6 protein-coding genes and 1 tRNA gene are annotated in these 14,786 nt (G+C 32.9%); 5 read left to right on the top strand and 2 right to left on the bottom strand.

The genetic code is table 11. From position 1 onward, the window contains the following. Positions 1–78: 78 nt before the first annotated feature. Both ASC72_RS03920 and ASC72_RS03915 read right to left on the bottom strand, forming a co-directional pair. Complete coding sequence (locus tag ASC72_RS03920; protein ID WP_056187120.1) at positions 79–528, bottom strand: 6-carboxytetrahydropterin synthase; 450 nt, start codon at positions 526–528, stop codon at positions 79–81. A gap of 522 nt (positions 529–1,050) precedes the next feature. Then, positions 1,051–1,815 (bottom strand): enoyl-CoA hydratase/isomerase family protein, encoded by a 765-nt coding sequence (locus tag ASC72_RS03915; protein WP_056187119.1) that lies wholly within the window; start codon positions 1,813–1,815, stop codon positions 1,051–1,053. A gap of 105 nt (positions 1,816–1,920) precedes the next feature. On the opposite strand from ASC72_RS03915, the gene ASC72_RS03910 reads away from it, so the two are divergent. From ASC72_RS03910 to ASC72_RS03890, 5 genes are all read left to right on the top strand, one after another. Beyond that, a tRNA-Ala gene (locus ASC72_RS03910) sits at positions 1,921–1,994 on the top strand. Between the two features lie 454 nt (positions 1,995–2,448). Continuing rightward, positions 2,449–2,955 (top strand): OmpH family outer membrane protein, encoded by a 507-nt coding sequence (locus ASC72_RS03905; RefSeq protein WP_056187115.1) that lies wholly within the window; start codon positions 2,449–2,451, stop codon positions 2,953–2,955. After that, positions 2,939–3,541: a hypothetical protein gene (locus ASC72_RS03900; protein ID WP_056187110.1), complete on the top strand. Its 603-nt coding sequence runs from the start codon at positions 2,939–2,941 to the stop codon at positions 3,539–3,541. The genes ASC72_RS03905 and ASC72_RS03900 overlap by 17 nt, the downstream gene beginning before the upstream one ends. After that, the gene (locus ASC72_RS03895) at positions 3,538–9,114 is read left to right on the top strand and encodes a hypothetical protein (RefSeq protein ID WP_056187108.1); all 5,577 of its coding nucleotides are present in this window, start codon (positions 3,538–3,540) and stop codon (positions 9,112–9,114) included. Before ASC72_RS03900 ends, ASC72_RS03895 begins: the two co-directional genes overlap by 4 nt. Before the next feature lie 11 nt (positions 9,115–9,125). Beyond that, a complete protein-coding gene (locus ASC72_RS03890) occupies positions 9,126–14,744 on the top strand; it encodes a PKD domain-containing protein (protein WP_056187105.1) in 5,619 nt (1,872 codons plus the stop codon). Positions 14,745–14,786: the final 42 nt, after the last annotated feature.

Raw genomic sequence — 14,786 nt, 5'->3', positions numbered from 1 at the left:
ATTATTAGACTTCTTAGATTTTTAGACTTCTTAGATTTCTGGTTGGAAAACTTTGGACTTTCGACTTTTGACTTTCAACTAATTGTCTGAAGCATACCATTCTGCAAACGACGATTCTGTTTCCTGAAGTTTAAGAGAGAATAATGTAATTCCGACAGGAAGTCTCGCGATGATTCTGTCTGCAAAATCAACTACCATATTTTCACTGGTTGGCTGGTAATCTACTAAAATCACATGATGTCCGCGGTTTTTCAATTCATTTGCCAATTCGATATGCGGTGTCGTTTCGTTAAAAACGGTTGCATGATCAAACTGATCGACGATTTCTTCCTTTACAATTTTCTTTAGATCCGAAAAATCAATTACCATTCCGAATTTCACATTCGATCGGTCCGTAATTGGCGAACCAATAACCGTTACCGATAATTTATAACTGTGCCCGTGAACGTTTTTGCATTTTCCGTCGTACCCGTACAACGCGTGTCCGGTTTCGAAGTTAAATTGTTTTGTAATTCTGATATTACTCATCGATTTGAATTTTAGGTTGCAAATTTACAAATTAATAACCGTTTAAATAATAAATTCCAAATAAAGAAAAATTCCAAATTCCAACCTGAACAACAATTAGATCATTCTCATAAGTAATTTATTATGAAGTAAAATTTGTTAATCTGCGGCGTATAATTTAAACACATAGAAACATAGATTACATGCTTTAAAAAAGGAAATTAAAAAAAGCTCGCTTTTTACACATAGCAATCAATATTTTAAAAATACTTGCCACAGATTAAAGGATTAAAAAGATTAATCTATTAAATCTGTGGCAAAAAATTTAAAGATATAGCTCATGTGTCTTAATACAAGTGAAACAACTTTCAACACAATCCAAACTATTGTCTCTATGTGTTTAAAACTATAATCATTTTAATCTCTGCAATCTGTGGCAAAAAAATTAAACACATAGCTAATGTGTCTTAATACAAGTGAAACGACTTTTTAAACACAATCCAAACTATGTCTCTATGTGTTTAAAAACTATTCACAATTTATTTACTTCTTAAACTGCGTCAAAGCCTCTTTCGCGAAATCAGACAAAACCAATTTCCCTGTAATTGCAGCGCGCTCAATTAATATCGATTCCCATTGTTCTGTACCTTCCCAAATGATTTTCTTCATTTCGAATAAAGCTTCCGGATTGTAGGAACTCAGTTTTTGAGCAAAATTCTCTACCGCAGCATCCAATTCGGCTGCAGTATGTAGCGACGCATAAAGACCTTTTTCCAAAGCCCATGCTGCCGATTTCCAATCTGTTGCTGCCAACGTCATTTCCGTCATAGCCGTTTTACCAATTTTACGTGAAACAGCCGGCTCAATCACAAAAGGCCCAATTCCGATTGCCAATTCCGACAATTTAATGGCGCTTTCAGTCGTAGCCAAAACATAATCGCAGGTTGCAATAATGCCGACGCCACCACCAACTGCTTTTCCCTGAACGCGACCAACGATTATTTTTGAGCAGTTTCGCATCGCATTTAACAAATGCGCAAAACCAGAGAAAAACTCCGTTCCCTGTTCTTCATTCTCTACCTGTAAAAGTTCGTCAAATGAAGCACCGGAACAAAATGCTTTCGAACCTTCGCTTTGCAAAACAATAACCGAAACCGCTTCATTTCGGCTTAAAGCATTAATTTCCAATGTCAACCGATTCAACAATTCACGCGGAAAAGAATTACTCGCCGGATGACCAAATTGCACCGTCGCAACGGCATTATGAAAAGTAGTTTGTAAAGAACCGTTTTGAATTTCTGCACTCATAAAAATAGTTTTGAACGTAAAGTTACGGTTTTGAAAAATAATTTCACCTCAAGCCTTTTGAAATTTGTTTTTTGCCAATTAATTGACTTTATTTGCTAACGCTTTGGGGGATTAGCTCATTTGGCTAGAGTGCTTGCCTGGCAGGCAAGAGGTGACCGGTTCGAATCCGGTATTCTCCACAAAAAAACCGTATTACTTTATTGTGATGCGGTTTTTTTATTTTTAACCGATGAATAAACATATCATTTAAGAATAAAATATTACAAATCGTAAAATTCCAATTAAAAAAATCTATCAGCTTATTTTTCCTTTTAATTCTTAAATATAGATTAAGATTAAAATACAATTTATCAAAATACTATTAAATTTATTACTTCAATTTTGATTAAGACTTATTTAAATGTAAAATAAACACAAATAAATCATAACTAATTCAACATCAAAAAGATATAAATCTTAAATGTAAGTTAAAATTTACAAAATTTAGCATTTTATCATAATTTTTTAAATAAAATACAAAAAATCTCTCAAGAAAGATAAAATTCATTCAAGAATTAACATAAAAAAAATGGGAATTTTCTTTGTTAAGAAAAATAAAGACCTATTTTTACCGAAAATTTAACAAGTCTTTCCATGGTAAAAAACAAGAGCAGTTTGTTGCTCATTATCACTTTCTTATTAATTTTCTCATTAATTTTTTATGTAATTCTAAAGGAGTTTACATCAAAAACAAAAATAGTATACGTTAATAATAGCGAATTATTTGACGGCTTTATAATGACCAAAGAATTAAAAAGCTCCGGAGAAAAAGAATTTATTAGAAGAAAGACAGCTCTTGATAATTTATATACACAAATACAATCCAAATCTATTGGGGCTTCACAAAAAGAAATTTTAATGAAGCAATTTATTCAGGGAAAAGAAGAATTGGAACAATTCAATCAAATCTTCGCAACCAATGAATCTTCAAAAATCTGGTCGCGAATTCACAGCTACACAGAAGATTTTTCTAAAGAAAATGACTATCAGTTAATAATTGGCTCCGAAAATAAAACCACTGTTTTATATGCCGATGAAAAAATGACGGTAACAAAAGAATTACTTATGTACATCAACAAAAGATATGAAGGACTTAAATAAGTTGTTTTGTATTTTTTGTGTTTTTTTATGTTTTTCCTGTAAAAAGGAGACTAAAGATAATTCTAAAAATTCAGAAATAAGAGATCGTTATTTTAACCTTGAAAAAATAGGATGGAAATCTCGTGCTTATACTCAAAAAGCCGACGATATAGATTTTACTGCAATTGAAGTTCCTATTCAATACTATTTATTAAAAGATTTAGGAAATGAAAATCTAATACCCGTTGATTCTCTCTATGAAGAAAATAAAAGAGAACGTATTATAGAATTTACCTTTCAACAAGACGAAGAGAAAGATTTACTTGGTAATGACTTTACAGGAATGGAATACACCGATGCTGTAAAATATATGTCTTTTGGATTAGAAAAAGATTTCTACGTCGTTACTTCAAAAAAAGACACCATTGCTTGTTCAGGGGTAACTTATGAACGCAATTACAAAATAGCACCTTATCAGAAAGTCTTATTGTTTTTTTCAGGAATTGATCCTAATGAAAAAATACAATTAGTCTATACTGACTTCCTTTTTAGAAAAGGAACATTAAAATTTCAATTTAAAGACACCTATACCCAAATAGCCTTATGATTCAGCCAAAAATTAATAAGTTTAAAAAAACTCTTGCTATTTATTTAGCCATGATGATTCTTTTGGAAACATTTCAACCCATGCAAATTTATGCATTAACCGGTGGTCCCTCACAACCGGAATTTGAGTCCTTTACTCCTATTGGAACTTCGGATATGGTTGACTTGGCAAGTGGTGATTTTAATTATAATATTCCAATTATGGATGTAGGTGGTTATCCGATAAACTTAGCTTACAATTCTGGCGTAACCATGGATCAGGAAGCATCTTGGGTAGGATTAGGCTGGGATCTTAACGTTGGACAGATTACGAGACAAATGCGTGGTTTGCCGGATGATTTTAATGGGGATGAAATGATCTATGAAAATAACATGAAACCTAATGTAACTATTGGGTCTGATTTTAATGTTTTTTTCGGTGCATTTGGTGTTAATGAGATCAAGGCAAATGTTGGAATGAGCATTAAGTACAATAATTATGAAGGTTTTGGAGCCACTGCAAGTGGTGGTCTAAGCGCTCAAATTGCTAATAATATAAGAGTTGGAATGAATCTGGAATCATCTGCTTCTGAAGGCGTTTCTGCTTCACCAAGTGTATCGTATGAAGACATAGACAGTAACAAAAAAACAAAAGATAATACTCCAACCGGCAATATTGGTGTAAGCTATAATAGTAGAAAGGGTATTGAAACTATAACTTATTCCGCATCTATAAATCTTAAAAAAGCTTCTATACCAAAGGCGATTGGAGGATTTGCTGCCAGCGGATCTACATCTTTTATTGATGCCTCTTTCACTCCAACAAAAAGGGTTGGTATGGTGTCTTCTAATTTTATTTTTAATTTGAATATAGAAGGAGAATTCTGGGGTATAGAACCTGGAATGAAATTTTCGGGATACAGAACAAGCCAGGGAATAAAGAATTCTGAAAAATATAAAACAGAAAAAGCTTATGGCTTTGAAAACACATACAATGCTTCTACTGCAGACGTTTTAGATTTTAATAGAGAAAAAGACAGAACATTTAATAAAAACACTACTTCGCTTCCTATAACCAACAATACGTACGACTTATACAATATTCAGGGACAAGGTGTTTCGGGAATGTTCAGACCTTACAAATCTCAGGTAGGTTATGTGTTTGACAAAGAAACTAACGATGACAGCGTTGGAGCAAACTTAGGTTTAGAACTTGGTGCCGGAGGTTTAGCACACTGGGGAATTGATGCCACAGTAACTTTAGGTAAAAGCAGTACATCGCTTTGGAGCAATTCAAATCCTGCATTGGGAAGATTTAGAGAGAAAAAAACAGGTAACAGACCTGATTACGAAAAAGTGTTTTTTAAAAATATTGGAGGTAGTCATGTAGATAAGGAATTAGATTTGTTCAATACAAAATTAGGAGGTTATGATGCTGTAAAATTAGGATTGAGCGGTGGTAAATTTTCCAGAAGCACTGATGTGAAATACGCTAAAAACAGTGGCTCAATTGCTTATGCAGGAGTTGTCAAAAGAGAATCATCAAGATTATCCAGAAATCAATCGATACAAAAACTAACGAAACTGGAAGCAAAAAAATTTGGTTCAAAACTCCAGCCAAGTCAATATTCAAGAGATCACCATACAACAGAAATTAGAATTACTAAAGAAGGCGGAGAAAGATATGTTTATGGCAGAGCTGCTTATAACACTATTAAAAAAGAAGTAACTTTTGATGTTAGTGATAAAAAAAGGCCAGCTGAAAAATTAGATTATAAAAATGGATTAATTAATTATGATCCCGGTATTGATAATTCGGCAAAAAATAAAAAAGATGGAGATCAATATTTTAATAGGATAACAACTCCTGCGTATGCCCACTCTTATCTATTAACATCTGTATTATCTACTGATTACCAAGATTTAAAAAATGATGGCCCAACAGATGATGATTTGGGTTCTTATACAAAATTCGAATACGAAAATAAAACTACTGATCATTTATATAAATGGAGAATTCCTTTTAAAGAAAACCAAGCCAATTATGATGAAGGTTTGCGTTCCGGTAAAAAAGATGATAAAGGAAATTATCAATATGGAGAAAAGGAGCTTCTTTATATCAAAAAAATTGTTACTAAAACACATGTGGCTATTTTTCACCTTTCTGAAAGGAATGATGCTTATGGTGTTAAGGATGAAAATGGTGGTCTTGGTCCAGACTCTAAAATGTATAAGTTAGATAAAATTTCTCTTTACTCAAAACCTGAATACCTGGCAGAAGGAGACAAAGCTACTCCAATAAAAGAAGCAAATTTCGAATATAACTACACGCTGTGTCAAGGAATTGACAACAGCATTAATGGTGAAGGAAAACTAACTCTTAGTAAAATTTATTTTACCTATAAGAATTCTAATATGGGTAAATACACGCCTTATGTTTTCAATTACGGATTCAATCCGAAATATGACATGAAAGCTTATGATGTGTGGGGTAATTACAAAGAAGTAAAAGAGGGTGTAAATGAAGCAACAAATGCTCAATTATCTAATGCTGAATTTCCTTTTGTGAACCAAAGCAGTAGAATTCAAGCAGATGAATATGCAAGTGCGTGGCTTATTAAGTCTATTCGTTTACCTTCCGGAGGTCAGATGGAACTCAACTACGAATCAGACGATTATAGTTCTGTACAAAACAAGGATGCCATGCAAATGTTTAAAGTGGTTGGAAGTGGTTCAAAAGATGGGCTTACTGCCGATAATATTTCTAATGGAATTGAAAATAAGACACTTGGGAAATATATTTATGTTGAATTAGACCATAAAATTGATAATGAATTATCTATTACCGACCCAAAGATTCCTCAACTGTTTTATGATAAATATTTAAAAAACGTTGGAGATCCTGGCAATCCGTTATATTTCAGATTCCTGCTAAACATGGTTAATCCGAATCCACCACCAGGTGTAGACGGTACTGATAAATATGATTATGTTACGGGGTATCTTAATACCGAAAAAAATAAAGACAATGTTGTTGATTGTGGTTTTCTTGAATTAAATGGTAAACAGTATGTCGCAATACCTGTTGATTATGTTGGAAAGGGTGATGGTTTTAATGCTAATTCGCATGAAGTAAACCCTATATCAAAAGCGGGTTGGAACTTTGGAAGACAAAACTTAAACAGGTTGGTTTACAGTATGTATAACGAAGAGGACACTACTGATTTGAAAAGTATTGTTATGGAAATGATTGGCTGGCTGCCAACACTTTTGGATATTTTCAAAAGTCCAAATGGTAAATTAGAACAAACTGGAATTGCAAGCAGGTTTATGACCAATAAATCCTGGATAAGACTTATGCAGCCAAGCGGAAAGAAAATGGGAGGCGGTACAAGAGTTAAAGATATCGCTATTAATGACCAGTGGAATGTCATGACCGAAAATGCAGATAATAAATTATATCAGCAATCTTACGGACAAAAATATGTGTATGAAGCAGAAAATGGAAAATCGTCTGGCGTTGCCACTTATGAACCTTTAGGATGCAAGGAAAATCCTTTTGTAAAACCTTTCTACGATCAAAGTAAAAGGGATTTACCGCTTGGTCCGGACAATACCAATTATGTTGAAGAGCCTTTTGGAGAATCTTTCTTCCCTGCCCCTAAAGTTACTTATAGCCGTGTAACGGTTGCGAATTTATCCAGAGATAAGTATAATGCATCAAATGTTGTAACCAGCTCGGTAAAAAAGCATGCTACCGGATCTGTTGTAACAGAGTTTTATACTACTAAAGACTTTCCAACAATTACAGACCGTACTACTCTATCTTTAAATTATGACAAGTCATCAGCATTGGCTAGTCTCCTTAATTTAAAAGTAAAAGATCATATTACTTTATCACAGGGGTTTTCTGTTCATACCAACGACATGGATGGTAAAATGAAAAACCAGCGTGTGTATGGTGAAGGCCAAAAAGATTTCATCTCTGGTGTTGACTATAAGTACAATACAATAACAAACTCCCAAAGTAAAAATGAAGGCAGACTCAATAACACTGTTCAGACAATCGATTCAAAAGGAAATATAGCTTCTAAACTGGTTGGAGTTGATTATGACGTAATAAATGACTTTAGAGAAAACAAATCTAATACTCAAATTCTTGGTGTTCATTATAATACTGCGGGAATACCAATATTCTTAGCTATTATAGTAGTACCCGTTCCATTACCTAGTTATTCTCAGTATGAAAGTCAGATTAGAACAGCTGTGACAACCAAAGTAATTCATACTACAGCTATTCTTTCAGAAAAAATAGCATATGATCTTGGCTCTAAAGTATCAACAAAAAATCTTGCATACGATGCCGAAAATGGAGATGTTTTATTAACTGAAACGATTAATGAATACAACGATAAATATTTCAATTTTAATTTCCCGGCATACTGGAGTTATGACGGAATGAGTCAGGCTGCCAAAAATCTTGGTTTAGAATGGGATATTACCACAACAGGCAATAATCAATATCAATTTACGGGAGACCACAGCGAATCTGATTATTTAATTGATGGTGACGAATTATGGCTTACCGGTCTAGCTCCTGATGGAAAAACTAAAACTATTATGAAAGCCTGGGTAGTTCATGTAACCAATTCTACTTTTAAACTTATTGATGAAAAAGGATTGCTGATTAAACCTGATGTTATTAATACAGCCAAAATAAAAGTAATTCGTTCCGGTCACAGAAACATGCAAATGGCTTCTATGGCCAGTGTAACATCTATGACGAATCCGTTGTATAATTATGACAGCAATAATAATATAACAACAATAAAACCTAATATAGGAAACAATCCTTTCATGTCGACGACATCAGGCAACCGAATTGTTAATGCTTCTGCAGTACAATATAATGATGTTTGGCCTTCGCAATGTGAATGTAATTTACCAAAAATGGTTTTCGAAAATGGTAATCTGGCGTTTGAGTATGAAAAAGAAAATAATACCGCCGAAGAAGACGATGTTATAAAAAAATCATACAACCCATATCTATATAATATTTTAGGAAACTGGAGAGCCAATAAGTCTTATGCGTATTTAACAGGAAGAAATTATACTATAGACCCAACACCTCGTAAAACAGGTTTCTTTAATGACTTTTTCCCTTTTTATGTCTATGATACTGATAAAAAAGTATGGGGAATGACTACCACAAATTATAACAAATGGACTTTTGCTTCTGAGGTTACGCAATACAACCCAACTGGGCAGGAAGTAGAAAATAAGGATGCTTTAAAACGCTATTCATCGGCTTTATATGGTTATAACAATCGTTTTCCGGTTGCTGTAGCTTCAAACACTAAATATACAGAGCTTGCTTCTGATGGTTTTGAGGATTATGATTTGTCTAATTGTGGAAATGCGTCTCACTTTGACTTTCAGGCACAACTAAAAACAAATGACGTTTCTGTATCTAATAAACAATCGCACACAGGAACAAAAAGTTTGAAAATATCGCCAAGTAAAAAAGCTATTCTAAAAAAACAGGTTGTTTCATGTAGTACTGCTGCTACTCCTGCTGTAACCGCTAAAAAATAATTAAGATCCAGATGAAATTAAAATATACATTAGTTTTTACTATAATTAGTTTTTTTATTGCGACTGTTGGCTTTGCTCAAACATATAGTGACAAGGAGATTGGCTTTGATGTTGAGAGAGTTACTGCTTCTTTAAAAGAAAAAGGTATCAATACAAAAGATATTGATTTCGAGATTTCTATATTAAGAAAGGTATATACAACCCAATACATATCCATAAAGAATAATGAAAATGCTGTTTTACAAAAGATAAAATTACAAAAAAGCATCAAATCAACTACAAATAAAACTGTCGCCACTGCTACTGACATCTCTCCAACTGAAAAAGCTGCATTGCAAGCCTTATATAACAGTACAAATGGCCCTAACTGGACCAATAAAAATGGCTGGGACTTTAGTACTCCCGTTACTACTTGGGATGGTAATGCTGGTTGGTATGGGATTACAGTTACCAATGGTACTGTAACAGGTATAAGTTTAGGTCAAAATAATTTAGTTGGTACGATATCTCCTGAAATTGGAAAACTACTCAATTTAGAATTTCTTAGCTTGGGTATAAACCAATTAAGTGGTTCGATACCTGCAGAAATAGGTAAATTATCAAAATTGACTAGCCTTTATTTATATCACAATGAACTGAATAATTCTATTCCTGTTGAAGTTTGTAATTTAGCTAAATTAGAGGCACTTTTTTTAGAATATAACAATTTAACAGGTTCCATACCTCATGAAATAAACAAACTAACTAGTCTTGAGTTTCTTAATTTATCAGATAATCAATTAAGTGGTTCAATACCAGTTGAAATTGGCAGTCTATATTATAATCTTCAGGAAATTTATTTCAGAAACAATCAATTAAGTGGCCCTATACCTACTGAAATTTTACTATACAACCTTGTTTCTCTTTATCTGGATAATAATAAATTAAGTGGTCCTGTACCTAGTAATATTGATCGGTTAAGAAACATTGGTTTACTTTATTTAGATCATAATCAGTTGACAGGTACAATACCTGCCAGTATTGGTAATTTGCCCGAAGCAATACATATTAATTTAAGTAATAATCAATTAACTGGTACCATCCCTATCGAAATAGGCGCATTACCTAAAATACAAATGTTAGATTTATCATTTAACCAGTTAACAGGCTCTATACCTTCCGAAATTGGTAATTTAACATACATCCGTAGTTTATTCTTAAACAATAATGAATTTAGTGGAACAATCCCTAGCAGATTAAGTCAGTTAACTTTCATTGGAAATTTTTATATTAATAATAATAAGTTTCGTTTTGTAGATTTTGCAAATGAATTTGAATCATATAAAAATTTCTATGGGTTTCAATACTCAAATCAAGCCAAGATCGATACAAAAGAGACCCTGAAAGGTAACTTAGGAGGATCGATAACATTAACGATGTGCATTGATAACAGATACACTTCTGCAGACACTTTTCAGTGGTATAAAGGTCAGTATCCTAATGGTGAATTAATCACTAATGCTACTAATAGACAATATACTATTTCGAATTTGACATTTTCTAATTCAGGAGATTATTACTGCCTTTCATCTCACCCACAGATCACTATATTAACAAATCCAAACCAAAACCTTGTTTTAGAGAGACAAATCATTACATTAGATGTTAGTTGTGACTCTAATGTATCTGGAATTATACTGCCTGATTTAAACGAATTTATATTAAATAGCAATATTAATTTTTCTTTTGATACATCTTTTACAAATCTAATTTATGATTGGACATTTTATAATTTAGATGGAACTGTTTCATCTACAGCAACAACTAATACAGTAAATAAATCATATACCGCTGCAGGTTCTTACAAAGTTCGTTTGATAATTACAGATCAAAATGGATGCAAAGCTACATTTGAAAAAACTGTTACCATCAAATGTCCTGCAATTGCAGGAACAATAAAAACATCCACACCAGATGTATTTGTTGGTACAAGCACTAATTTCTCTCTTGAAACTACTGCAACTGATTTAAGTTATAAATGGACATTTACTCAAGATAGTGAATCCACTATTTTTACAACTAAAACCGTAGATTATACTTACATCCGACCTGGAACTAATAATGTTACTTTAGAGGTTACAGACTCAAATGGATGTAAATCTACATTTCAAAAACTGGTATCACTTAAAACAGGATCAACTCTTTGCAATGACATAACACAATTTGGGCGTGCATTTGTTCAGGTTGGAAATGATGCAGATTTATATAAAGCTGCAACTGTTAGCGTAAATCAAACTACAAATGTTACTTTTTCCAGTCAGAACTATGGTCCTGGGGCCGATTTTGAATACAAATGGAGTTTATTAAATGAAAATAACCAATTAGTAGATTCTGGAACTAATTTGAATTTTCCTATTACACCAACACGAGGTGGCTTTTATACAGTTGTTTTAGATCTTAAAGAAAATACCAGTGGGTGTGTTCACCAATTTACCAGAGCAATTATTTGTACTATACCAAACAGCTGCGCACAAACAAACCCTGAATCTACAACTGTAAAAGGATTGGTCATTAATTTATTAAAAAATCTAATGTCACGAGCTATGATGGGCGAAAGTGACGCTCAAATAAATTCAAGTGCTGTTACAGCAGAATTTAATGCTCTAAAACCTTATATAACATCAGGTCCAAAGGATAAAATATACAATTTTGCTTCAACTCGAAATCTTAGTGGTGAGTTTACAAGTGTAGATTTTTCTTTTTCACCTGATAGAATATCTGATATACATGTTTCAGTTCCTCACAGTTTGAACTATGTTCAAGGGATGCCTTTAGACTATTTACAATCGTCAATGATAGAACCAAAACTTTACATTGATCTAAGCCAATATACTTCTGCAAATCAATATTTGGTTTCATGTTTTACACAACAATCTACCAATAAAAGCTTATTAAAACCAAACGATTGTCAATACGGATCTGAGATTAGATATATTGATTTTTGTCCTAATGAATGTGATCCATTGTTAGGAGTAGTTAAAGTAAGTACTGAAAACCCAACTTTAGACACAGCTATTAATTTCTCTCTTGAAACTGCTGCAACTGGTTTAACTTATAATTGGACATTTTATAACGCTGACAATACTGTAAAAGAAAATCAAACATCATCTATTGGTTCTCAAACTTATACAGCACCTGGAAATTATAAAATTGTTATAGTTGCTACCGATTCAAATAATTGCGCCACTACTTTTACAAAAAACATAAATATAAGTTCTTGTGCTGCTGTATCTGGAACAATAAAAACAGTATCTCCTAACATATTTGTAGGAACAACTGCTAATTTCTTTTTTAATACAACAGCAACAAACCTAACGTATCGATGGACATTATACAGAATCGTAAACAGCAGTACAACAACTTTTACTACCAGCACGGCAAACATGTACTATGACACACCAGGAAATTACAACGTTAAACTAGTTGTCACAGACACAAATGGATGTACCAGTACTTTCCATACTACTGCCGTAGTGACGGTAAAACCGCCTTGTGTTACTGTTGCCGGAGATATAAAAACAGCAAATCCAATTATTTATACAAATGAAACCACTACATATTCATTTGATACCACAGCAACAAATCTTACTTATAATTGGACATTTCACAGTTTAAACAACACCCCTCTTGGTACTGCAACAACAAGTACAGCATCAGCGGTTTATCCTTATACAGGTAATTATGTAGTTACTTTAGTCATTGTTGATGAAAACAATTGCATTACTACTATTAATAAAAATATTACAGTAATAGCAAAACATACATGTATTGAAATTGTAGGAGCAATTAAAACTTCAACAGAAAAAATAAAAACCAACAACAATACTATTTTTTCCTTACAAACAACAGCAACTAATATTACTTATAAATGGATTTTTTATAACACAAACTCTGTTGAAATTGGCACCGCTACAACAAGTACGGCAGAATGGACATATACCACTCCTGGCGATTATTTAGTTGCCTTAGAAATTACAGATCAATACGCATGTACAACTAAATTATATAAAACTGTAAAAGTTACTGAACCGGTGGCATGTACGCCTTTAGTTGGTACAATAAAAATGGATACTGAAACTCCTTTCTTATATACATACGCCACTTTTACGTTCGAAACTACAGCTACCGATCTTACTTATACATGGAATGTCAAGATTCCTGAAGATGGAGGATATTATAATGACCCACAAGGAGGTAATCCATTTCAACTTTATCTTCAATATGGAGAAGGAGAGTATACAATAATGTTAGATGTTACGGATTCCAATGATTGTGTAACCCATTTTGAAAAAAAAATTACACCTATATATGATTGTAGTAGGAATTCATTAACGGGCACTATATTTAATCGTAGTAATTCTACTTATTATAGTCCTAAAGTTTTAATAAATAAACCAAATGAATTTACATTTTGGCCTTACAGCGTATGGAACTTAAATGATTTGACACTCAATTGGGAATTAACCAAGCTGGACGATACACCTATAACCACTTTTACGGGAGAAATATTTGTTTTCACACCAACAACATCAGACAATTTAAAACTGAAATTAACAATCAAAGACCGTAATAACTGTCCTCATTATTTTGACAGAGAGTTACTAGTTACGGAGGCCTGCGAATTTAGTGGTGAAGATCTAACCGGATTTATTGCTTTCGAAAATGAGAACAATGCCGAGGTATCAACCATACAAATCAATCAGACAAAAGAGTTAGGATTTCGACCTGATAAGGAAATATCGAGATCTTATACTTATAAGTGGGAAATTTATAATGCAAATGACGAATTGGTAGAGTCAGGAAATCAGGAAAAACATTTATTAACACTAACAACAGCTGGATTTTATAGAGTGAATGTTGCTATTGAAAATGAAGCGGGTTGTATTCTTAATTTTTCGAAACCGGTCAATTGCCTGATTCAGAATTCCTGTACTAATGAAAATCCGAAATCGGAAATTGTAAAAAGCATCTATCTGAATATGTTAAAAAATCTTATCGCAAGATCTCTTACTACTGAAACAGATGAGCACATTAATGCCAGCAGAACCACAGCAGAATTTGAGGCATTAAAACCTTATATCACGAATGGTCCAAGAGACAAAATCTATAATTATACCACCGTACGCAATGAACAGGGCAGACTAACTAGTGTTAGATTCTCTTTTTCACCAGACAGGGATTATGATGTCCAAATCTTAATGAAAAAAGGATTGTGGAATTTCGATTCGGATTATGATGGAACATTAACTCAATTTTCTGCGAATATTGCATCTGAAGTTTACATTGACTTAAGTCAGTATAGCTCTTCAAATGATTTTTTGATTTCCTGTTATGTCCAGAGCGCGCAGCAAATTTCTGTTTCAAACCCGGAAAACCTACAAAGCCCTGAAAGAGCACAAAAAACAAAAAAACTAAGTAAGATATCTTTAAATACAAATGACTGTTATAAAGAATCAGAAGTTAGATATATCAATTTTTGTCCGGCAGAAGCATGTCTGCCAACTGTGGGGGTAATTAAAAGTGGTTTTAGCATCACATATCCATCATCACAAACAAGTAAAAATTCACAAAAACCGAGTTCAAAACTATAACTCATTTAAGATAATAATACAATTTGTTTTTTGCTGAACAAA

Origin of the sequence: Flavobacterium sp. Root420, assembly GCF_001427905.1 — a bacterium.
Classification (GTDB): domain Bacteria; phylum Bacteroidota; class Bacteroidia; order Flavobacteriales; family Flavobacteriaceae; genus Flavobacterium.
This window is presented reverse-complemented; position numbering and strand designations above follow the sequence as displayed.